The organism is Streptomyces sp. NPDC101152, assembly GCF_044768275.1.
Classification (GTDB): Bacteria; Actinomycetota; Actinomycetes; order Streptomycetales; family Streptomycetaceae; genus Streptomyces.
In genome coordinates, this window is record NZ_JBIWPO010000019.1 from 73,034 (window position 1) to 94,853 (window position 21,820).

Sequence of the window (21,820 nt, forward strand, 5' to 3'; positions counted from 1 at the left end):
CCGGCCCGCCTCGGCAGGCCCGATACGGCGCACCCGGGCGCGCTCCCAGTCGTCACCCTCATTCCTGGAGTCCCGCGATGGCCACTCCCCTGTCCCAGACCCCTTCGTCCGCGCTCACGACGGTCGCCGTCGTCGGCCTCGGCACCATGGGCACCGGTATCACCGAGGTCCTCGCCAAGGCCGGCCGCGAGGTCGTCGGCATCGACATCAGCGAGGCCGCCGCCGCCAAGTCGCTGGCCCATCTGGAGGCCGCCACCGCGCGTGCCGTGAAGCGGGGCCGGCTGACCGAGCAGGAGCGCGCCGACGTCCTCGCCCGCGTCCGCACCTCCACCGACCTGCGCGCCGCGGCCGACGCCGACCTGGTCATCGAGGTGGCTCCGGAGTCGTACGAGATCAAGCAGCAGATCTTCCGTGAGCTCGACGGGATCGTGCGCCCGGAGACGATCCTGACGACCGGCACCAACGCCCTGTCGGTGACCCGGCTGGCCGCCGACTCGGCCCGTCCGGAGCGCGTGCTCGGCCTGCACTTCTTCAACCCGGCGCCGGCGATGAGGCTGGTCGAGGTCGTCTCCTCGGTGCTGACCGCGCCGGCCGCCGTCACGGCCGTCACCGACCTCGCCCTGGACCTCGGCAAGGAGCCCGTCGCGGTCGGCGACCGGCCCGGGTTCGTCGCCGACGGGCTGCTTTTCGGCTACCTCAACCAGGCCGCCTCGATGTACGAGGCCAAGTACGCCTCCCGCGAGGACATCGACGCCGCGATGCGGCTGGGCTGCGGCCTGCCGATGGGCCCGCTGGCCCTGCTGGACCTGATCGGCGTGGACACCGCCCGTACCGTCCTGGAGGCCATGTACGCCGAGTCCCACGACCGGCTGCACGCCCCCGCCCCGATCCTGGGGCAGCTCAGTGAGGCGGGCCTGACCGGCCGCAAGTCGGGACGCGGCTTCTACACCTACGAGGCCCCCGGCAGCGCGACGGTCGTCCCGGACGCGCTGACGCCCCTGACCGGCGGCCTGGCGGTGCCCGGTCGCCCGGTCCGCTCCGTCGGTGTCGCGGGCTCGGGCACCATGGCGTCCGGCATCGCCGAGGTCTTCGCCAAGGCGGGCTTCGACGTCGTCCTGGCGGCCCGCAGCGAGGAGAAGGCGCAGGCGGCCAAGGCCCGGATCGGCACGTCGCTCTCGCGTTCCGTCGACAAGGGCCGGCTGACCGCCGAGGCCGCCGCGCAGACGCTGGACCGGATCACGGCGGCGGGCTCCTACGAGTCCTTCGCGGACGTCGACCTGGCCGTCGAGGCGGTCGCCGAGGACCTGGAGATCAAGCAGCAGCTGTTCGCCGCGCTGGACAAGGTCTGCAAGCCGGGCGCGGTGCTGGCCACCACGACCTCCTCGCTGCCGGTCGTCGCCTGCGCACGGGCCACCTCCCGTCCGCAGGACGTGATCGGCATGCACTTCTTCAACCCGGCGCCCGCGATGAAGCTGGTCGAGGTCGTCCGCACGGTGCTGACGGCCGAGGACGTGCACGCCACGGTCCGCGAGGTCTGCGTCAGGATCAGGAAGCACGCGGTCGACTGCGGCGACCGTGCGGGCTTCATCGTGAACGCCCTGCTGTTCCCGTACCTCAACAACGCGATCAAGATGGTGCAGGAGCACTACGCGTCCCTGGACGACATCGACGCGGCGATGAAGCTGGGCGGCGGCTACCCGATGGGCCCGTTCGAGCTGCTGGACGTCGTCGGGCTCGACGTGTCCCTGGCGATCGAGAAGGTCCTGCACCGCGAGTTCCGGGACCCGGGCCTGGCTCCGGCCCCGCTGCTCGAGCACCTGGTGGCCGCGGGCTGCCTCGGCCGCAAGACCGGCCGCGGCTTCCGCGAATATGCCCGCCGCTGACGGCGTCGGCGACTGGTTCCGAGCGGAGGCGGACTGGGGCGGCCTGCTCGACCCCGCTGGAGGACCCCCGCCCGCCGAGGGCGGGGGAACCCCGGTACCGGCGCGACAAGCTGCGAACATGCAGTACGTTCGGGTCATGTCCCAGCCCGCCAGGTCCTCACGTACACCAGCCACGCCCGACGCACCGGAGAGTGCCGCGGGCAGCCGCGCCGCCGCCCAACGGCTCAAGATGCGCCGCGAACTGGCGGCCGCGGCCATGGAACTGTTCGCGACCAAGGGGTACGAGGCGACCACCGTCGACGAGATCGCGGCCGCGGCCGGCGTCGCCCGCCGCACCTTCTTCCGCCACTTCCGTTCCAAGGAAGAGGCGATCTTCCCCGACCACGACGACACCCTGATCCGTGCGGAGGCCGTGCTCAACGCGGCTCCGGCGCACGAGCACCCGCTCGACACGGTGTGCCGCGGCATCAAGGAAGTCATGCGGATGTACGCGGCCCGCCCGGAGATCTCGGTCGCCCGCTACAAGCTGACGCGCGAGGTGCCGACCCTGCGCGAGGCGGAGATCGCGTCGGTGGCCCGCTACGAGCGCCTCTTCACCCGTTATCTCCTCGGCCATTTCGACGAGCACGCGCACGACGACGACGCCAACGACGACCCGCTGCTGGCGGAGGTGGCCGCGTCCGCCGTGGTCACCGCCCACAACCACGTGCTGCGGCGCTGGCTGCGGGCCGGCGGCCAGGGCGACGTGGAGACGCAGCTGGACCACGCCTTCGCGATCGTGCAGAAGACGTTCGGGACGGGCATCGGGGCGGGGCGTTCGACCCCGCCCCAGCCGTCGGGCACCCCAGCGACGGTCTCCGCCCAGGGCGAGGTGCTGGTCGCGGTCGCCCGCACCGACGCGCCCCTGGACGAGGTGATGCGGACGATCGAGCAGGCGCTCAAGGAGCGCTGAGCGAGCGACCGCCACTGTGACGACGGCCACCCTCGGGGTGGCCGTTTTGGCATGTCGGGGCCCCTTTTCGCGCGGATTTCAGCGGCCGTTCGATCGATCATCGCTCATTTGTTACGTAAAGATTTCACCTGAGAGCAATCTCTGGCACTCAGTGCCTTGCAGCCTGACACGCGGTGTCATACGTTGATGGTGTCGGGCTGTCCCGGCAGGCCCACCGCCTGCGCGCCCGACGCCTGCGTCACAGGCAACCTCCCGCGCCGACCAAGCGCTGCCGAAGCACCACAGCCGAACCGACGGCACCTCCCGAAAACCCTCAGCAGCACACCGACGTAACCCTCAGCGTCCCCTTTGGGACGCGTATCGCCGGAGGCAACACCGTGACCGTGAAGGACATCCTCGACGCGATCCAGTCGCCGGACTCGACGCCCGCCGACTTCGCCGCCCTGCCGCTCCCCGAGTCGTACCGCGCCATCACCGTGCACAAGGACGAGACGGAGATGTTCGCGGGCATGCAGACCCGCGACAAGGACCCGCGCAAGTCGCTCCACCTGGACGAGGTTCCGCTGCCGGAGCTCGGCCCGGGCGAGGCCCTGGTGGCCGTCATGGCCTCCTCGGTCAACTACAACTCCGTGTGGACCTCGATCTTCGAGCCCCTGTCGACCTTCGGGTTCCTGGAGCGCTACGGCAAGGTCAGCGAGCTCACCAAGCGCCACGACCTGCCGTACCACATCATCGGCTCCGACCTCGCGGGCGTCGTCCTGCGCACCGGCCCCGGCGTCAACGCCTGGAAGCCCGGTGACGAGGTCGTCGCGCACTGCCTGTCGGTGGAGCTGGAGTCCAGCGACGGCCACAACGACACGATGCTCGACCCCGAGCAGCGCATCTGGGGCTTCGAGACCAACTTCGGCGGCCTCGCCGAGATCGCGCTGGTCAAGTCCAACCAGCTGATGCCCAAGCCGGGTCACCTGTCGTGGGAGGAGGCCGCCGCCCCGGGCCTGGTCAACTCCACCGCCTACCGGCAGCTGGTCTCCCGCAACGGCGCCGCCATGAAGCAGGGCGACAACGTCCTGATCTGGGGCGCGAGCGGCGGACTCGGCTCGTACGCCACCCAGTTCGCGCTGGCCGGCGGAGCCAACCCGATCTGTGTCGTCTCCAGCCCGGAGAAGGCGGACATCTGCCGCTCGATGGGCGCCGAGAACGTCATCGACCGCAACGCCGAGGGCTACCGGTTCTGGAAGGACGAGCAGACCCAGGACCCGAGGGAGTGGAAGCGCTTCGGCAAGCGCATCCGCGAGCTGACCGGCGGCGAGGACATCGACATCGTCTTCGAGCACCCCGGCCGCGAGACCTTCGGCGCCTCGGTCTTCGTCACCCGCAAGGGCGGCACCATCACCACCTGCGCCTCCACCTCGGGCTACATGCACGAGTACGACAACCGCTACCTGTGGATGTCCCTGAAGCGGATCATCGGCTCGCACTTCGCCAACTACCGCGAGGCCTGGGAGGCCAACCGGCTCATCGCGAAGGGCAAGATCCACCCGACGCTCTCCAAGGTCTACTCCCTGGAGGACACCGGGCAGGCCGCCCACGACGTGCACCGCAACGCCCACCAGGGCAAGGTCGGCGTGCTGTGCCTCGCCCCCGAGGAGGGCCTCGGCGTGCGCGACGAGGAGATGCGCGCCAAGCACGTCGACGCCATCAACCGCTTCCGCAACATCTGAGACACCCGGGGTCATAGATGACTGAGCGTCAGCCCGCCGACGGCATACGGGAGAAGGACCGGCCGTGGCTCATGCGCACGTATGCCGGGCACTCCACCGCCGAGGCGTCCAACGAGCTGTACCGGCGCAACCTCGCCAAGGGCCAGACCGGTCTGTCGGTGGCGTTCGACCTGCCGACGCAGACCGGCTACGACTCCGACCACATCCTCGCCCGCGGCGAGGTGGGCCGGGTCGGCGTGCCGATCGCGCACCTCGGTGACATGCGCCGGCTGTTCCAGGACATCCCCCTGGAGCAGATGAACACCTCGATGACGATCAACGCCACCGCCATGTGGCTGCTGGCGCTCTACCAGGTCGTCGCCGAGGAGCAGGGTGCGGACATCACCCGGCTCCAGGGCACGACCCAGAACGACATCGTCAAGGAATACCTGTCGCGGGGGACCCATGTCTTCCCACCGGGGCCCTCACTCCGGCTGACGACGGACATGATCGCCTACACGGTCTCCCACATCCCGAAGTGGAACCCGATCAACATCTGCAGCTACCACCTGCAGGAGGCGGGCGCCACGCCGGTCCAGGAGATCGCCTACGCGATGTCCACCGCGATCGCGGTTCTCGATGCCGTACGCGACTCAGGGCAGGTCCCCGCCGAGAAGTTCGGGGACGTCGTGGCCCGTATCTCCTTCTTCGTGAACGCGGGTGTCCGCTTCATCGAGGAGATGTGCAAGATGCGGGCGTTCGGGCGGATCTGGGAGAAGATCACGCTCGAGCGGTACGGCATCGAGAACCCCAAACAGCGCCGCTTCCGCTACGGCGTCCAGGTCAACTCCCTCGGCCTGACCGAGGCGCAGCCGGAGAACAACGTCCAGCGGATCGTGCTGGAGATGCTGGCCGTGACCCTCTCGAAGGACGCCCGCGCACGTGCCGTGCAGCTGCCGGCCTGGAACGAGGCCCTGGGCCTGCCGCGCCCCTGGGACCAGCAGTGGTCGCTGCGCATCCAGCAGGTGCTCGCCCACGAGAGCGACCTGCTGGAGTACGAGGACATCTTCGAGGGCTCGAAGGTGATCGAGGCGAAGGTCGCCCGACTGGTCGAGGACTCCCTCGCCGAGATCGAGCGGATCCAGGAGATGGGCGGCGCGATGGCCGCCGTCGAGTCCGGCTACCTCAAGGCGCAGCTCGTCTCCTCGCACGCCGAGCGGCGGGCCCGTATCGAGTCGGGCCAGGAGAAGATCGTCGGCGTCAACATCTTCGAGACGACCGAGCCCAATCCGCTCACCGCCGATCTCGACACGGCCATCCAGACGGTCGATCCGGCCGTCGAGGCCCGCGTCATCGCGGCGCTGCAGCACTGGCGCGACACCCGTTACCAGCCGCCCTTCAACCACCCGCGTCCCTGCAAGGCGCTGGAGAAGCTGAAGGAGGCCGCGAAGGGCACCGACAACCTCATGGAGGCCACCCTGGAGTGCGCCCGCGCCGGTGTCACGACCGGCGAGTGGGCCGGGGCCCTGCGCGAGGTGTTCGGTGAGTTCCGCGCGCCGACCGGCGTGTCGTCCGCGCCGGTCGCGGTCGCCGCCGAGGAGGGCTCGGCGATGAGCGAGGTGCGCCGCAAGGTGGACGCCACCGCCCGCGACCTCGGCGTCGGCAAGCTGCGCTTCCTGGTCGGCAAGCCCGGTCTGGACGGGCACTCCAACGGCGCCGAGCAGATCGCCGTGCGGGCCCGTGACGCCGGGTTCGAGGTGGTCTACCAGGGCATCCGCCTGACGCCCGAACAGATCGTGGACGCGGCCCTCGCCGAGGACGTGCACGCGGTCGGCCTGTCCATCCTGTCCGGCTCGCACGCCCAGTTGGTGCCGGACGTGCTCGAACGGCTGCGTGTGGCCGGTGCCACAGATATACCCGTCATCGCCGGTGGGATCATCCCCAATGGAGACGCCGAGCAGCTCAGGGCCGCCGGAGTGGCCGCCGTCTTCACCCCGAAGGACTTCGACATCACCGGCATCATCGGCCGCATCGTGGACGAGATCCGCACAGCGAACAAGCTCGACCCCCTGGAGGTCCCCGCATGACCGTCAACCGTCTGCGTCCCCGCCGCTCGTGTCTCGCGGTACCGGGAAGCAACCCCCGCTTCCTGGAGAAGGCGCAGGGCCTCCCGGCGGACCAGGTCTTCCTCGACCTGGAGGACGCGTGCGCGCCGCTCGCCAAGCCCGAGGCGCGGCACACCATCGTCAAGTTCCTCAACGAGGGTGACTGGACGGGCAAGACGAGGGTCGTGCGCGTCAACGACTGGACGACCGAGTGGACGTACCGCGATGTCGTGACCGTGGTCGAGGGGGCCGGCCAGAACCTCGACTGCATCATGCTGCCGAAGGTGCAGGACGCGCAGCAGATCGTCGCCCTGGACCTGCTGCTGACCCAGATCGAGAAGACCATGGGCTTCGAGGTCGGCAAGATCGGCATCGAGGCGCAGATCGAGAACGCGCAGGGGCTCAACAACGTCAACGAGATCGCGACGGCCTCCCAGCGCGTCGAGACGATCATCTTCGGCCCCGCCGACTTCATGGCGTCGATCAACATGAAGTCGCTGGTCGTGGGCGAGCAGCCGCCCGGCTACCCGGCGGACGCCTACCACTACATCCTGATGAAGATCCTGATGGCCGCCCGCGCCAACAACCTCCAGGCGATCGACGGCCCCTACCTGCAGATCCGCAACATCGACGGCTACCGCGAGGTCGCCCAGCGCGCCGCGGCGCTCGGCTTCGACGGCAAGTGGGTGCTGCACCCGGGCCAGGTCGAGGCGTCCAACGAGATCTTCTCGCCCTCCCAGGAGGACTACGACCACGCGGAGCTGATCCTGGACGCGTACGACTACTACACGTCCGAGGCCGGCGGCAAGAAGGGCTCGGCGATGCTCGGCGACGAGATGATCGACGAGGCCAGCCGCAAGATGGCGCTGGTCATCTCCGGCAAGGGCCGTGCGGCGGGCATGCAGCGCACGTCGAAGTTCGAGATCCCGGAGGGCTGAGCGCGATGCAGTTCGGACGCACCTACGAGGAGTTCGAGGTCGGGGCGACGTACAAGCACTGGCCGGGCAAGACGGTCACGGAGTACGACGACCACCTGTTCTGTCTCCTCACCATGAACCACCACCCGCTCCACATGGACACCAACTACGCGGAGAAGACGACGGACTTCGGCAAGAACGTCGTCGTGGGCAACTACGTCTACTCCCTCCTGCTCGGCATGAGCGTGCCGGACATCTCCGGCAAGGCGATCGCCAACCTGGAGATCGAGTCGCTGAGGCACGTGGCGCCGACCTTCCACGGCGACACGATCTACGGCCAGACGACCGTGCTCGACAAGTGGCCGTCGAAGTCGAAGAACGACCGCGGGATCGTCTACGTCGAGACCAAGGGCTACAAGCAGGACGGCACGCTGGTCTGTGTGTTCCGCCGCAAGGTGATGGTGCCGACCGAGACGTACATCAAGGAGCGCGGCGGCGAGCAGCCCGGCCGCCCGGAACTTCAGGAGGGCTGAGCCCCATGGCACGCCTCGCCCAGACCGCCGGTCTGACGGACATCCAGCAGGAGATCCTCTCCACCGTCCGCGACTTCGTGGACAAGGAGATCATCCCGGTCGCCACCGAGCTGGAGCACCGCGACGAGTACCCCCAGCAGATCGTGGACGGTCTCAAGGAGCTGGGCCTGTTCGGGCTGATGATCCCCGAGGAGTACGGGGGCCTGGGCGAGTCGCTGCTCACCTACGCGCTCTGCGTCGAGGAGATCGCCCGCGGCTGGATGTCGGTGTCCGGCATCATCAACACCCACTTCATCGTGGCGTACATGCTCAAGCAGCACGGGACGCAGGAGCAGAAGGACCACTTCCTGCCGCGCATGGCGGCCGGTGACATCCGCGGCGCCTTCTCGATGTCGGAGCCGGGCCTCGGCTCGGACGTGTCCGCCATCACCTCCAAGGCGGTCAGGGACGGCGACGAGTACGTCCTGAACGGCCAGAAGATGTGGCTCACGAACGGCGGAACGTCAAGTCTGGTCGCCGTACTCGTCCGAAGTGATGAAGGACACCCCGAGGGGACCGCTCCCCACCGGTCGATGACGACCTTCCTGGTCGAGAAGGAGCCCGGCTTCGGAGAGGTCCGCCCCGGCCTCACCATCCCCGGCAAGATCGACAAGATGGGCTACAAGGGCGTCGACACGACCGAACTCATCATGGACGGCCTGCGGATTCCGGCCGACCGGGTGCTCGGCGGCGTCACCGGCAGGGGTTTTTACCAGATGATGGACGGTGTCGAGGTCGGCCGTGTCAACGTGGCGGCGCGTGGCTGCGGCGTCGCTCAGCGCGCCTTCGAGCTCGGTGTCCGGTACGCGCAGCAGCGGCACACCTTCGGCAAGCCGATCGCCCAGCACCAGGCCATCCAGTTCAAGCTGGCCGAGATGGCTACCAAGGTCGAGGCCGCGCATGCCATGATGGTCAACGCCGCACGCAAAAAGGACTCCGGTGAACGAAACGACCTCGAGGCCGGAATGGCGAAGTACCTGGCCTCCGAGTACTGCAAGGAGGTCGTGGAGGACGCCTTCCGGATCCACGGCGGGTACGGCTTCTCCAAGGAGTACGAGATCGAGCGCCTCTACCGGGAGGCCCCGATGCTGCTGATCGGTGAAGGTACCGCCGAAATCCAGAAAATGATCATCGGCCGCAGGTTGCTCGAAGAGTATCGGTTCCAGGGCTAGATGTCCGGATACGGGGTGTTTTCTTGGAGAAGAAGGTCACACCCCGTAGGCACAACTCGGCCGCCGACTCGTCTTCCTGGCTTGCCGAGTTGCGGCCCGCGACCGGTACGATCCCGGGAAAGCCGCCGTCCCCCGTTACAGCGCGGCATCATCCGCTACGAAGGTCATCCATGCCCCACAGCCAAACCTCTGCACCACGCGACAGCCTGGCAGGCGTACGTCTTGCGCGCGGAGCATCGCCGTGGCTTCTGCCGACCGTCGCCACCGCAGCCCTCAGCCTCGCCCGCGCGCGCCGCTCCGGCGCCGCCAAGGCCGTGGCCGTGCCCGCCACCGCGCTCGCGGCGGGCATGCTGTGGTTCTTCCGCGACCCGGAGCGCGAGATCGCCACGGGCCGGGTCATCTCCCCCGCCGACGGTGTGGTGCAGAGCATCATGCCGTGGAAGGACGGCCGCACCCGGGTCGCGATCTTCATGAGCCCGCTCAACGTCCACGTCAACCGCGCGCCGCTCGCCGGCACGGTGACGTCCGTCGAGCACATCCCCGGCGGGTTCGTTCCGGCGTTCAACAAGGAGAGCGAGAACAACGAGCGCGTAGTCTGGCATTTCGACACCGAACTCGGCGACATCGAGATGGTCCAGATCGCCGGCGCGGTGGCCCGCCGTATCGTCCCCTACCTCCCGCAGGGCACGAAGGTCGAGCAGGGCGACCGTATCGGTCTGATCCGCTTCGGCTCGCGCGTCGACGTCTACCTGCCCGAGGGCGTGGAGGTCGCGGTCGAGGTCGGTCAGAAGACCGTGGCTGGGGTGACTCGCATTGACCGTGATTGATCCTGATACCCAGGCGGGCTGGGTGCCCGAGGCCGACGAGGTGGACGAAGAGGAGGAGATGCCCCTCTCTCTCCGCCTCTCAATAGCGGACACCCTCACCCTCGGTAACGCCACCTGCGGTTTCATGGCGGTGTACTTCACCACCACCGGCATCCTGATCCCGCACCTCACCGGCCACGACGAGTCGGCGGGCATGGCCCGGCACAGCGCGGCCACGGCGGTGATCCTGATGCTGTGCGCGGCGGTCTTCGACCTGTTCGACGGCCTGGTCGCGCGCAAGCTGCGCTCCTCCCCCATGGGCGCGGAGCTGGACAACCTCTCCGACCTGATCAGCTTCGGTCTGGCACCGGCGTACTTCGTGCTGGTCTACGGCATGGTCGCGGACGACGCCCACCAGAGAGTGGCCGCGGTCGGGGCGATCGTGGTGCTGCTGGCCGTCGTCCTGCGCCTGGCGCGCTTCTCGTGCGTGACGGTGCCGAACGGGATGTTCCAGGGCATGCCCTCGCCGTTCGGCGCGCTGACGGTGGTGTCGATCGTGCTGCTGGAGCTGCCCTTCGTGGCGACGCTCCTTGCGATCCTGGGCACGGCCTGGCTGATGGTGAGCCGGGTGGAGTACCCGAAGCCGCGGGGGCGCCTCGCGGTGGCGATGCTGACCTGGATCGTCGTGTCCATGGGGCTGCTCGCCGCCTGGGCGTTCGACGCCCCGAGCGGTCAGCTGCTCCTCCAGACGGGCTGCGCCCTGCAGCTGGTCACCGGCGCGGTGATCCCGCTGTTCGCCACGGCCCGCCGGGTGAACAACTTCCGCGACAACCGGCGCGAGGCGCGGGCGGCTCAGCCGTAGCACTGCGTTGGCTCGGGCCCCGGACCGGTGTGGTTCGGGGCCTTTGCTTTGCGTGCGGGGCGTTGGCGTGCCGGTCCGGGGGCTGCCGCCCCCAGGCCCCCGCTTCGGCCCTGGACGGGCCCCGTCCTCAATCTCCCCCAGAGGGGGGACCCCCAGACGGGCTGTGGGGGCTGAACTCAGCTCAGGAAGTCCTGGGCGATTCGTTCTGCCACTCGTTCCAGGATCGGACCCGCCTCGGCGATGCACTTGGCCACGTCGGGCTCGGCGTCCGTCAGGGGGTAGACGCGGCGGATTCCCGCGCGGCCCAGGGCCTCCGGGGGGAGGGCCAGGCGGCCGCAGACCGCGATGACCTCCTTGTCCGCTGCCCGGGCCGCCGCGGCGACGCCCGCGGGGGCCTTGCCGTGCAGGGTCTGTTCGTCCAGGGAGCCCTCGCCGGTGATCACCAGCGTGGCCCACTCCAGGGCGGGAGCGAAGCCCAGGACCTCGAGCATGACCTCGATGCCGGGGCGGAAGCGGGCGCCGAGCAGCAGAGCGCCGAAGCCGATGCCGCCGGCGGCGCCCGCGCCCGGGGACGCGGCGTACTCGGCCGCCCGCGCGTCGGCCGTCTCCTCCAGCACCTTCGCGTAGTGCGCGAGGGCCGAGTCGAGGGTCGCCACGTCGTCCGGGGAGGCGCCCTTCTGCGGGCCGTAGACGGCCGGGGCGCCCTTGGGGCCGGTCAGCGGGTTGTCGACGTCGCTGGCCAGGATCAGTTCCACGGCCGCGAGGCGCGGGTCAAGGCCCGAGAGGTCGGCGGACGCCAGCTCGGCGAGGCCGCCGCCGCCCGGCGGCACCGGCTCCCCGTCCCCGTCCAGGAACCGCGCGCCCAGCGCGGACAGCATGCCCGCTCCGCCGTCGGTGGTCGCGCTGCCGCCGACGCCGAACACGATCGTCCGCGCACCGGCGTCCAGCGCGGCGCGCAGCAGTTCGCCGGAGCCGTACGTCGACGCCGACAGCGGTGCGAAGACGCCTCTGGGCAGCCGCTGCAGCCCGCTGGCCTCCGCCATCTCCACGACCGCGGTACCGGCGCGGAGCGCGAAAGCGGCCGTGACCTCGTGCCCGAGTGGTCCGGCGACCCGTACCTCCCGGCGCTCGAACCCGGCCGCGACCGCCGCGTCCACGGTCCCGTCGCCGCCGTCGGCCACGGGCAGCGCCTCCACCTCCAGCCCCGGCACGACGCGGCGCAGTCCGGCCGTCACGCGCTCGGCCACCTGCACGGCCGTCAGCGACCCTTTGAACTTGTCCGCGGCGATGAGCACACGCTGTGTCACCTGTATCCCCTTGCTCTCCGGGCCTCACGCACGTCAAGGCCAGTCGCGCCGCTGCGACCATAACCGGAGCACAGGCCCCCCGTCATGCCGAGACCGGCCCCTGAGAACGGCGTGGGAGCAACCTACGAGCGCCGTGCTAAGCGCCTGTGCGGACGCCCGAATGCGCACACGCGCCCCCGGAATCGGGTAAACCGGAGCTATGACCCCTGTGGGCACCGAGCCAGAGCTCGCCGACCGCGTCCTCGGGGGCTGGCTGGGCCGGATCGCGGGCAACATGCTCGGCAAGCCGGTCGAGCAGGGCGACCTGTGGACGCGGGACCGTATCGACCGCTACCTGCGGCAGGCCGCCGCCCTGCCCCTGACCGACTACCTGCCCGAGCCGGCCGTCGAGAGCGACGGCTTCGAACTGCGCCCGGAGTGGCGCCAGTGCGTGCGCGGCCGGATCCACGGGAGCTGCCGGGACGACGACGTCGACTACGCCATCCTCGGCCTCGACCTGCTGGAGACGCACGGCTTCGGCTTCAGCACCGAGCAGGTCGGCGACCTCTGGCTGCTGAGACTGCCGTACCTGCAGACCTTCACCGCGGAGCGGGCGGCCTACCGGAATCTCGCCAACGGCCTGAAACCGCCCCTGACCGCCACCTACGACAACCCCTACCAGGAGTGGATCGGCGCCCTGATCCGCGCCGACATCTACGGCTGGACCTGCCCGGGCGCGCCCCGTCGCGCCGCGTCCCTGGCCCGCCGGGACGCCGTGCTCTCGCACACCGGCAACGGGGTGTACGGCGCGATGTGGGCGGCGGCGCTGATCGCGGCGGCGTTCACGGCCCCGACGGTCCGGCACGCGGTGGACGAGGCGCTGGCCGTCATCCCGGCGAGCAGCCGCCTGGCCCGCACCGTGCGCCGGGTCGTCTCGCTCCACGACACCCGGATGACCTGGGAGGACACCCTCGCCACCGTCGGCGAGGAGACCACCGGTCTGGGCTGGATCCACACCGTCCCGAACTCGGCGGTGCTCACGGCGGGCCTGCTGTACGGCGACGGCGACTTCACCCGCACCATCACGCTCACCGTCCGCGGCGGCCTGGACACCGACTCCAACGGCGCGACGGCGGGCTCGGTGGCCGGCGTCCTGACCGGCGCGGAGGCGATCCCGTCCCAGTGGAAGGACCCCCTGGAGGACACGGTCCGCAGTGCGGTCTTCGGCTTCGACGGCGTACGGATCAGCGAGCTGGCGCGGCGGACGCTGGAGCTGGCGAAGGCGGAGAGCTGAGCAGGCACGGCTGGTTACCCTTCCTGAATGACCAGCTCCGAAGATTTCGCCGCGTACGTCGCGGGTCTGCCCCGCATCCTCTCCGGCGCCGCCGCGCTCTTCCGTGACGCGGAGGGCCGTGTGCTGCTCGTGGAGCCCAACTACCGCGAGGGGTGGGCGCTGCCGGGCGGCACGATCGAGTCCGACGACGGCGAGACCCCGCGCCAGGGCGCCCGCCGGGAGACGCTGGAGGAGATCGGCCTCGACCGCGAAGTCGGTCGCCTCCTCGCGGTGGACTGGGTCTACCGGCCCGGCTGGCCGCCGCTGGTGGCGTACCTGTACGACGGCGGGGTCCTCACCGAGGACGACCTCAAGGCGATCCGCCTGCAGGAGGAGGAACTCCTGTCCTGGCGCCTGGTCCCCCGCGAGGACCTCCCCGCGCTCCTGCTGGGCAGCCTCGGCGACCGCGTCCTGGCCGCCCTGGACGTCCTGGCGGAGGGCTCGGGCACGGCGGAGCTGGAGAACGGGCGGCACGTGGGCGGATGAGGCAGGGGCGGGAGGCCGCTCAGAAGAGGCCCGCGCCCCGTTCGAAGTCCAGCAGGCGGCGCTTGCGGTCCAGGCCGCCGCCGTAGCCCGTCAGGCTGCCGTCGGCGCCCACCACCCGGTGGCACGGGACGATGATGCCGACGGGGTTCCTGCCGTTGGCGAGGCCCACCGCGCGGGAGGCGGCGGGATTGCCGAGGGCTTCGGCGAGTTCGCCGTAGGAGCGGGTCTCGCCGAAGGGGATGCTCCGGAGCATGCTCCACACGGACCGTTGGAACGGGGTGCCGGCCAGGCGCAGTTCGAGGGTGAACTCCTTCAACTCGCCGTGGAAGTAGGCCTTCAGCTGGTCCTCGGCCGCCGCGAAGAGGGAGTCGTCGCGCGGTCCGAAGGTCTCCTCGGCGGGGCGGTGGCGTTGTCCGGTCATGTAGAGGCCGCACAGGACTCCGTCGTCGGCCACGAGGGTCAGCGGGCCGTAGGGGCTGGGAACGACCTTGTGGTGCTTCATCGTCGTGGAACGTCCTTACACGGGGAGGAAGTTGATGGGGTGGGAGTCCGTCGCCCACAGGTACTGGACCGCGTACGCCCGCCAGGGGCGCCAGGCCGCCGCGCGGGCCGTGAGCGCCGCCGGGGTGGAGGGCAGGCCCAACTCCTGTGCCGCGCGGCGGATTCCGAGGTCGGTGGGGAGGAAGGCGTCGGGGTCGCCGAGGGCACGCATCGCGATGACATCGACGGTCCAGGGGCCGAAGCCGGGGAGGGCGAGCAGGCGGGCGCGGGTGTGCGACCAGTCGCTCCCGACGCCCAGGTTCACCGTTCCGTCGGCCAGTTGGCGCACCAGCGTGGTGAAGGTGGTGCGGCGGGTGCGCGGCATCGCCAGGGTGTCGGGGTCGAGGGCTGCCAGGCCCCGCGGGGTCGGGAAGAGGTGGGTGAGGCCGCCCTCCGGGTCGTCGACGGGTTCGCCGTGTGCCGTGACCAGGCGGGCCGCGTGGGTGCGGGCGGCGGCTGTGGAGACCTGCTGGCCGAGGACGGCCCGTACGGCGAACTCGGCCTCGTCGACGGTGCGCGGGACGCGCCGGCCGGGGGCCTTGTCCACCAGCGGGGCCAGGACGGGATCCGTGCGGAGCTGGTCGTCGACGGCGACCGGGTCGGCGTCCAGGTCCAGCATGCGGCGGCAGCGGCTGATGGCGACGGGCAGGTCACGCAGGTCGCTGAGGGTGAGGCGGCAGGCGATGTGGTCCGGCCGGGGAGCGAGGGAGACGATGCCGTGACCGTAGGGGAGGCGAAGGGTGCGTCGGTAGGCGCCGTCCCGCCACTCCTCCACACCGGGTACGGCGGTCGCCGCGAGGTGGCCGAAGAGGTTGTCCGGGTTGAGGGGGGCGCGGAAGGGGAGGCGGAGGCCGAGCGTGCCGGGGGTGGCGATCGGCGCCCTGCTTCTGGGCACGCGGGCGCGCAGCTCGCTCGGGGAGAGGGCGAAGACCTCGCGAACGGTGTCGTTGAAGGTGCGGATCGAGGAGAAACCGGCCGCGAAGGCGATCTCCGCCATCGGAAGCGCGGTCGTCTCGATCAACAGGCGGGCGGTCTGGGCGCGTTGGGCGCGGGCGACGGCCAGCGGGCCCGCGCCGAGCTCGGCGAACAGCTGGCGTTCGATCTGGCGGGTGCTGTAGCCGAGGCGGGCCGCGAGGCCGGGCACGCCGTCGCGGTCCACGACGCCGTCGGCGATCAGCCGCATCGCGCGGGCCACGAGGTCGGCGCGCTGGTTCCACTCCGGGGAGCCGGGGCTGGTGTCGGGGCGGCAACGCTTGCAGGCGCGGAAGCCGGCCTGCTGACAGGCGGCGGCGCTGGGGTAGAAGGTCATGTTCTCGGGCTTGGGCGGGACGACGGGGCAGCTGGGTCGGCAGTAGATGCGGGTGGTCAGGACCGCCGTGAAGAACCAGCCGTCGAAGCGGGCGTCCTTGGACTGGACGGCGCGTACGCAGCGCTCTCGGTCGGTGTGCATCCCGTTCTGCATACGTCCAGCATCGGCGACGACCGGCACCGGGGGCTGGCGAGATTCCGACATGGACCTCGGTCTGAACTTCGTTCAGGCGTGCGGGGGCGGTGGGTAGGATGCCCCCATGGGTCATGGAGCCGCCGCCGCGCGGGACGTCACCGAGCGCGTACGGCTGGACGCGGGCAATGTCGGCAAGGTGGCGACCACGCTGCAGGCCCTGTCGACCCCCTCCCGGCTGCTGATCCTCGCACGGCTGCGTGAAGGTCCGCTGCCCGCGACGGAGTTGGCGGCGGAGGTGGGCATGGAACAGTCGGCGTGCTCGCACCAGTTGCGGCTGCTGCGGAACCTGGGGCTGGTCGTCGGCGAGCGACGCGGGCGGTCGGTGGTGTACGCGCTGCACGACCACCATGTCGCCGAACTGCTCGACCAGGCCGTCTACCACGTCGAGCACCTGCGGCTCGGAATCAGTGACGCCGACGAGTGAGGCGGCGCGGCGGCGGATGTGGCCGCTGTACGGTGCCGGGTTCACCACCGCCTTCGGGGCGCACGGCATCGCCGCGAACCTCGGGGCCGCGGGGAAGGGCACCGTCACCTCGCTGCTCGTCCTGGGCGGGCTGCTCGCCCTCTACGACGGCGCCGAGGTCCTGCTCAAGCCGGTGTTCGGCACGCTGGCCGACCGGGTCGGGGCGCGTCCGGTGCTGCTCGGCGGGCTGGTGGCGTTCGCCCTCGCGTCCGCGGTGTACGCCCTCGCGGACAGCCCGGGGTGGCTGTGGGCCGCGCGGCTGGGGCAGGGGGCCGCGGCCTCGGCGTTCTCGCCGGCCGCTTCGGCGCTGGTGTCCCGGCTGAATCCGGCGGCGAGGCAGGGGCGGGCGTTCGGCAGCTACGGCTTCTTCAAGTCGGTCGGCTACACGCTGGGTCCGCTGCTCGGCGGGCTGCTGGTGTGGGCGGGCGGGCTGCGGCTGCTGTTCACCGTGCTGGCGCTGCTCGGCGCGGCCGTGGCGGTGTGGGCGTTGGTCGCCGTACCCGTAGTACCGCCGCTCCCCCGGGCCCGGCAGACGGTGCTGGACCTGGCGCGGCGGCTGGTGGACCGTGCGTTCCTGGTACCGACGGCCGCGCTCGCGGGGGCCACGGCGGCGCTGTCGGTCGGGGTGGGCTTCCTGCCGGTGTCCGGCCGGGCGGCGGGGCTCGGGACGGTGGCCACGGGGGCCGCGGTGTCGGTGCTTGCCGTCTGTGCGGCTCTCGTCCAACCACGTGCCGGGCGGGCGTTGGACGCGGGTCGGCTCACGGCGCGCGCCGGGCTCACCGCCGGGCTGCTGCTCACGGCGGCCGGCCTGACCTGCGCGACGCTGCCCGGCCTGACCGGCGTCCTGCTCGCCGCCGCCCTGATCGGCGCCGGCACGGGCCTGATCACCCCTCTCGGCTTCGCGACCCTGGCCTCCTCGACCCCGAGGGAACGGCTCGGCCAGACCATGGGCGCCGCCGAACTCGGGCGCGAACTCGGCGACGCGGGCGGCCCTTTGCTCGTCGCCGCGGTGGCCACCTGGGCCACACTCACCTACGGCTACGCGGCTCTGGCGGCGGTACTGGCCGCCGGCACGGTGCTGGTGGCCACGGGGGTACGGGCCGGGTCGCGAGCGGCCGGCTCAGGAGCCCCCGGTGGCTCCGGAGGAGGAGCCGCCTGACCTGCGCTCGGGCGACGCGGGGGCGGCACGCCGTGAACGGCAGGCGCGGTCCTCGGGATCCGCCGTCAGACCAGCAGCCCGTGCACCAGTTGCACGAGATCCCCGGTCGCGTCGGCCGCGCCGAGGGCCGGGAGCGCGCCGAGGGCGAGGATGGCCGCGGCGAGGAGCGGGACGCGCGGCGGGGGCGCCGTCTGGAGCGCCGCGACACGGCGGGTGACGGCTCGGTCGGAGAAGTTCAGGGCGCATCCGGGGCGGTGGGCGACCAGGGCGGCGCGGGCCAGGGCCCGGGCGGTGATGTCGCGGTCGCCGACCGCGGTGGCCGCCTGCTCGTCGGCCCAGCGTTCCACCAGGTAGGCGACCGCCCTGCGGACCGGCACGAGCAGCGGGTTCGCGGCCGCGGCGAGCGTGACCGCGCCGACCAGCAGGGCATGGCGGTGGCTGAGATGGGCGCGCTCGTGGGCGAGCAGGACACGGCGTTCGTCGGGACGCAGGGCGGCGAGCATCGCCGAGGTCACCACGATGCGGCCCGGCCTGCCGGGGACGGCGAAGGCCTGCGGCCGCGGTGAGGCGGCGACGACGAGTTCGGTGCCGGGCGGATGGCCCTCGCACAGGCGCCGCAGGGTGCGGTGGGTGGTCCGTGCGGTGCGCGCGGCGCGCAGGACCCGCAGGACGACGCCCGCGAGGACCGCGAGGGCGAGGACGGCGACCGCCTCGGGGACCGGTGCGGGCAGCGCCCGCCCGTCCTCCCGCGCGTCGGCCACGACCTGCGGGGCGTCGCCGAGCAGTGTCAGGGCCAACAGGGCGAGGGTCCAGGTGGTGGCGCCGGCGGTGACCACGGCGGCCAGCGTCAGGGCACGGGCCGCCTGCCCAGGAGCAAGGTGCCGGGCGGCCGGCCGGCTGACAGAGGCGAGCAGCAGGGACAACAGCAGCGGGAGGTAGACGTCGATCCTCATCGCCCACGCCCCAGCAGCCTCCGCAGCGCCGTCTCCTCCTCCGGGCTGAGTCCCGTCACGAACCGCTGCAGGGCGGCGATGGGGTCGGGCCCCCGGTCCAGGGCCTGGTGCATGGCCTCGGCGGTCATCTGGGCCGCGTCCTTCGCGGGCCGGTACGCGCCGCGCCGGCCGTCGGCGTCGCGCAGCACGAGGCCCTTGTCGTGCAGGCGCCGCAGGATGGTGTGCACGGTGTTGTAGGCGAGGTCACCGCCGAGGTCCGTCTGGATCTCGGCCGGGGTGAGGGCCCGGCCCGTCGCCCACAGCGCGGCAAGGACCTCGCTCTCCAGCTCGCCGGGGCTGCGCCGCTCGGTTCTGCCCCGAGGAGTCGTGCCTGCCATGGACGCCACCTTACGACGCGTGCGGTCGGCGGTCACCGACTCCCACCCCGCCCTTACCCGCCTCGGACGTTCCCCCGACTCACGGCCTGTAGGGTGACCACAACCCTACTCCTTGTAGGGCCGGAGGGATGGACGATGGCAAAGGCCTCCGACGCGGCACCCGCATCCTCGCCGACCCGTGCACTCGCCCGGGTCGCGCCCCCTGGGCCACCCCCGGCGGCCATCATGACCTCTTGTGTCGTACGGAAGGGACCCGGGGCGTGAGCGCGCCGTTCGGCGGCGCGCTGGAGGCCGGCAGGCGGGTGCCGTGGCAGGCGCTGTCGGCCGTCGCCGTGGTGGCCGGGGTCGCGGGTCTCGGGGTGCGGCACTGGCCGGTGCTGGACGCGGGGGCCGACCGGCTGGTGGTGGCCGACCGGGAGTGGCTGCTGCTGGCCGGGCTGTGCGCCCTGCTGACGTGGGTGTGCGCGGCGATCACGGTGCAGGGCTCGGTGCGGGAGGCGCTGCCGGTCCGGCGGGTGGTGGCGGTGCAGTTCGCCGCGTCCGCTGCCAATCACGTGCTGCCCGCCGGGCTCGGGGCCGGTGCCGTCAATCTGCGGTTTCTGATGCGGTGCGGTCTGGCGCCCGGACGTGCGGCGACGGCTCTCGCGGTCCGCAGCACCGCGGGGGCGGTCGTGCGGGGCGCGCTGATCGCCGTGCTGGCCGTGGCCTCTCCGGGCGTGCTGCGGCTGCCGTCGGTGGGCCGGATGCCCCTGCTCCTCGGGCTGGCGGGTGCGGTGGCCGTCGGCTGCGTGGCCGTGCCGCTGGCGCGACGGACGCGGGTACGGCGGTGGCTGGCGTGCACGGTGGCCGACGTGCGCGGCGTCCACGAAAACCCGCGGCGCGCGGCGGCCCTGTGGGGCGGCTCGCTGATGTTCGCCGCGATGCACACGGCGGTGGTGATCGCGCTGGTACGGGCCCTTGACCTGCCCGTTCCCGCGGGGCGGGTGGCGCTCGCGTATCTCGCCGCGAGCAGCGCCGCCGTCCTGCTGCCGACGCCCGGGGGCCTCGGCTCGCTGGACGCCGCGCTCGCCTGGACACTGACCGCGGCCGGTGCTCCGGCCGCGGCGAGCGTGTCGGTGGTGATCGGCTACCGGCTGCTGACCGTGTGGCTCCCGCTGGTTCCCGGACTGCTGGTACTGGTGGGGCTGGTGCGCCAGAAGTCGCTCTGAGGGCGCGGATACCAGGGCCGCGGGGCGTCAGGACAGACGGTGGCCGACGCCGCGGGCGGTGCCGATGGTCTGGCCACTGCCCGCGGTGCGCAGCTTGCGGCGGAGCCTGGTCAGGTACTGGTCGAGGGTGTTGTCGCTGACCTGCGCGCCTTCCGGCCAGCCTGCCCGGACGAGGTCACGGCGGCTCACCAGCTCCCCCGGCTTCGCCATGAGCGTGGCCAGGAGGCGGAACTCCGTCGGCGTGAGGTCGGTCTCGCTGCCGCGCACGGTCAGGCGGTGCCGGACGGCGTCCAGGACCAGGTCTCCGGCCGCGGTGCGGGGAGCGGGTGCGGCGCGTTTGAGAGCGGCGCGCAGACGGGCGGCCAGTTCGGCGAGGTGGAAGGGCTTGGGGAGGTAGTCGTCGCCACCGGCCGAGAAACCGGACAGGCGGTCGGTCAGGCCGTGGCGTGCGGTCAGGAAGATCACCGGGGACGAGAAGCCGTTGGCCCGCAGCGCCTGGCACACGTCCCGGCCGTCGGCGTCGGGCAGCCCGACGTCGAGCACCGTCGCGGCGACCTCGTCCCCGGCCAGCCGCAGCGCGGTGGCGCCGTCGGCGGCGGGCACCGTGGCGAACCCTTCGTGCCCGAGCCCCCGCACCAGCACGTCACGCAGGGCGTGATCGTCCTCAACGACCAGGATCTTGGGGGGCATGGTCCTCCGTCGGGGGCTGGGGAGAGGTCGGGGGCGGGGCCGGGGGTGTGCCGGAGGCGTCCGTGGGAGCCGGGGCGGGGTCCGGCGCGGAGGGGGGAGAGGTGGGTCCGTCGGTTTCCGGGGCGGTGCCGGACGACCGGCGGCCGCCCCCGTCCACCGAAGTCGGCGGGAGCCATCGGCCCAGCCACCACCAGGACAGACCGAGCCACACGGTGGCCAGCAGCCAGCCGCCCAGAACGTCGCTCGCCCAGTGCACGCCCAGGTATATCCGGCTCAGTCCGACGGCCGCCGCCCAGGCCGCCGCGACCACGCAGGTCGTACGGGCGAGGTCCCGGCGGGTGTGCCGGGTGACCGCCCAGCACAGCAGGCCCGCGGTGAGGGCGGAGGTGGTGGCGTGTCCGGAGGGGAAGGCGAAGCCGGATGCGTTGACCGCCCAGTCGGCAACCGGGGGGCGGGGCCGGGCGAACAGTTCCATGAGCCCCGTGCGCACCAGTTGCCCGGCGATCAGGACGGCCAGGGCGCAGCCCACGGCCCGCACCCGCTCACGGGCGTCGCGCCCGGCGACCAGCCCGGCCACCAGGACGATCAGGTACGGCCAGACCCCCGTCCCGCTCGCCGTGATCCCGCGCCCGAGCGCCTGTGCGACCGGCGGCCGGTGCCGCAGCGCCCAGTCGTGCGCCGCCCCGTCGCCCGGCAGCGGCGCGCCGTGCCGCACGCCGACCGTGGTCGCGAGGGCGGCGAACAGCACGGCGCAGACCAGTACGAGCAACGCCGGCCCCCGCCGCAGCGCCCGCGCGCCCGACCTCACGTCAGCCCCACCGACCGCAGCCACCACGCCACCTCACCCCACCA

General features: G+C 71.9%; 21 protein-coding genes. 14 read left to right on the forward strand and 7 right to left on the reverse strand.

Annotated features, from left to right (window positions below; genetic code table 11):
- The first annotated feature begins 77 nt into the window (after nt 1-77).
- From ACIRVK_RS24265 to pssA, 9 genes are all read left to right on the forward strand, one after another.
- The gene (locus ACIRVK_RS24265; RefSeq protein WP_404250341.1) at nt 78-1,883 is read left to right on the forward strand and encodes a 3-hydroxyacyl-CoA dehydrogenase family protein; all 1,806 of its coding nucleotides are present in this window, start codon (nt 78-80) and stop codon (nt 1,881-1,883) included.
- A 136-nt stretch (nt 1,884-2,019) separates the two neighbouring features.
- Nucleotides 2,020-2,835 carry a TetR family transcriptional regulator gene (locus ACIRVK_RS24270; protein ID WP_404250343.1) on the forward strand — a complete coding sequence of 272 codons (816 nt, stop codon included), beginning with the start codon at nt 2,020-2,022 and terminating at the stop codon, nt 2,833-2,835.
- A 383-nt stretch (nt 2,836-3,218) separates the two neighbouring features.
- Entirely contained in the window at nt 3,219-4,556 is a 1,338-nt protein-coding gene (gene ccrA, locus ACIRVK_RS24275; RefSeq protein ID WP_404250436.1) for a crotonyl-CoA carboxylase/reductase, read from the forward strand.
- A gap of 17 nt (nt 4,557-4,573) precedes the next feature.
- Complete coding sequence (locus ACIRVK_RS24280; protein ID WP_404250345.1) at nt 4,574-6,622, forward strand: protein meaA; 2,049 nt, start codon at nt 4,574-4,576, stop codon at nt 6,620-6,622.
- The gene (locus ACIRVK_RS24285) at nt 6,619-7,578 is read left to right on the forward strand and encodes a CoA ester lyase (RefSeq protein WP_359016456.1); all 960 of its coding nucleotides are present in this window, start codon (nt 6,619-6,621) and stop codon (nt 7,576-7,578) included. Before ACIRVK_RS24280 ends, ACIRVK_RS24285 begins: the two co-directional genes overlap by 4 nt.
- A gap of 5 nt (nt 7,579-7,583) precedes the next feature.
- Entirely contained in the window at nt 7,584-8,090 is a 507-nt protein-coding gene (locus ACIRVK_RS24290) for a MaoC family dehydratase (RefSeq protein WP_404250347.1), read from the forward strand.
- 5 nt (nt 8,091-8,095) lie between these two features.
- Complete coding sequence (locus ACIRVK_RS24295; RefSeq protein WP_404250349.1) at nt 8,096-9,301, forward strand: acyl-CoA dehydrogenase family protein; 1,206 nt, start codon at nt 8,096-8,098, stop codon at nt 9,299-9,301.
- 170 nt (nt 9,302-9,471) lie between these two features.
- The gene (locus ACIRVK_RS24300; RefSeq protein WP_404250438.1) at nt 9,472-10,128 is read left to right on the forward strand and encodes a phosphatidylserine decarboxylase; all 657 of its coding nucleotides are present in this window, start codon (nt 9,472-9,474) and stop codon (nt 10,126-10,128) included.
- 22 nt (nt 10,129-10,150) lie between these two features.
- Nucleotides 10,151-10,969 carry a CDP-diacylglycerol--serine O-phosphatidyltransferase gene (pssA, locus tag ACIRVK_RS24305; protein ID WP_404250440.1) on the forward strand — a complete coding sequence of 273 codons (819 nt, stop codon included), beginning with the start codon at nt 10,151-10,153 and terminating at the stop codon, nt 10,967-10,969.
- 176 nt (nt 10,970-11,145) lie between these two features.
- Here the strand turns inward: pssA and ACIRVK_RS24310 are convergent, their stop codons facing one another.
- Nucleotides 11,146-12,264 (reverse strand): glycerate kinase, encoded by a 1,119-nt coding sequence (locus ACIRVK_RS24310; protein WP_404250442.1) that lies wholly within the window; start codon nt 12,262-12,264, stop codon nt 11,146-11,148.
- Nucleotides 12,265-12,475: 211 nt separating this feature from the next.
- Between ACIRVK_RS24310 and ACIRVK_RS24315 the strand changes: the two genes are divergently transcribed.
- Together ACIRVK_RS24315 and ACIRVK_RS24320 are read left to right on the forward strand one after the other, a co-directional pair.
- Nucleotides 12,476-13,549: an ADP-ribosylglycohydrolase family protein gene (locus ACIRVK_RS24315; RefSeq protein ID WP_404250351.1), complete on the forward strand. Its 1,074-nt coding sequence runs from the start codon at nt 12,476-12,478 to the stop codon at nt 13,547-13,549.
- 27 nt (nt 13,550-13,576) lie between these two features.
- Entirely contained in the window at nt 13,577-14,074 is a 498-nt protein-coding gene (locus ACIRVK_RS24320) for an NUDIX domain-containing protein (protein WP_404250353.1), read from the forward strand.
- 19 nt (nt 14,075-14,093) lie between these two features.
- On the opposite strand, the gene ACIRVK_RS24325 is transcribed toward ACIRVK_RS24320, so the two are convergent.
- Complete coding sequence (locus ACIRVK_RS24325) at nt 14,094-14,576, reverse strand: methylated-DNA--[protein]-cysteine S-methyltransferase (RefSeq protein WP_404250355.1); 483 nt, start codon at nt 14,574-14,576, stop codon at nt 14,094-14,096.
- 15 nt (nt 14,577-14,591) lie between these two features.
- Nucleotides 14,592-16,076: an AlkA N-terminal domain-containing protein gene (locus ACIRVK_RS24330; RefSeq protein WP_404250357.1), complete on the reverse strand. Its 1,485-nt coding sequence runs from the start codon at nt 16,074-16,076 to the stop codon at nt 14,592-14,594.
- 106 nt (nt 16,077-16,182) lie between these two features.
- Between ACIRVK_RS24330 and ACIRVK_RS24335 the strand changes: the two genes are divergently transcribed.
- Both ACIRVK_RS24335 and ACIRVK_RS24340 read left to right on the forward strand, forming a co-directional pair.
- Nucleotides 16,183-16,542 (forward strand): ArsR/SmtB family transcription factor, encoded by a 360-nt coding sequence (locus tag ACIRVK_RS24335; RefSeq protein ID WP_404250359.1) that lies wholly within the window; start codon nt 16,183-16,185, stop codon nt 16,540-16,542.
- Between the two features lie 16 nt (nt 16,543-16,558).
- Nucleotides 16,559-17,740, forward strand: a complete 1,182-nt coding sequence (locus tag ACIRVK_RS24340; RefSeq protein ID WP_404250444.1) for an MFS transporter — start codon at nt 16,559-16,561, stop codon at nt 17,738-17,740.
- A 65-nt stretch (nt 17,741-17,805) separates the two neighbouring features.
- Here the strand turns inward: ACIRVK_RS24340 and ACIRVK_RS24345 are convergent, their stop codons facing one another.
- Both ACIRVK_RS24345 and ACIRVK_RS24350 read right to left on the reverse strand, forming a co-directional pair.
- Nucleotides 17,806-18,693: a M56 family metallopeptidase gene (locus ACIRVK_RS24345; protein ID WP_404250361.1), complete on the reverse strand. Its 888-nt coding sequence runs from the start codon at nt 18,691-18,693 to the stop codon at nt 17,806-17,808.
- Nucleotides 18,690-19,070, reverse strand: a complete 381-nt coding sequence (locus tag ACIRVK_RS24350; protein ID WP_404250363.1) for a BlaI/MecI/CopY family transcriptional regulator — start codon at nt 19,068-19,070, stop codon at nt 18,690-18,692. The genes ACIRVK_RS24345 and ACIRVK_RS24350 overlap by 4 nt, the downstream gene beginning before the upstream one ends.
- A 260-nt stretch (nt 19,071-19,330) precedes the next feature.
- Here ACIRVK_RS24350 and ACIRVK_RS24355 point away from each other — a divergent pair, with 260 nt between their 5' ends.
- On the forward strand, nt 19,331-20,278 hold the full coding sequence (locus ACIRVK_RS24355) for a YbhN family protein (RefSeq protein WP_404250365.1): 948 nt from the start codon (nt 19,331-19,333) through the stop codon (nt 20,276-20,278).
- A 27-nt stretch (nt 20,279-20,305) separates the two neighbouring features.
- Here ACIRVK_RS24355 and ACIRVK_RS24360 read toward each other — a convergent pair whose 3' ends face one another.
- Together ACIRVK_RS24360 and ACIRVK_RS24365 are read right to left on the reverse strand one after the other, a co-directional pair.
- Nucleotides 20,306-20,968, reverse strand: coding sequence for a response regulator transcription factor (locus ACIRVK_RS24360; protein WP_404250367.1), 663 nt, complete (start codon nt 20,966-20,968; stop codon nt 20,306-20,308).
- Nucleotides 20,943-21,800: a phosphatase PAP2 family protein gene (locus ACIRVK_RS24365; RefSeq protein WP_404250369.1), complete on the reverse strand. Its 858-nt coding sequence runs from the start codon at nt 21,798-21,800 to the stop codon at nt 20,943-20,945. The genes ACIRVK_RS24360 and ACIRVK_RS24365 overlap by 26 nt, the downstream gene beginning before the upstream one ends.
- Between the last annotated feature and the right edge of the window lie 20 nt (nt 21,801-21,820).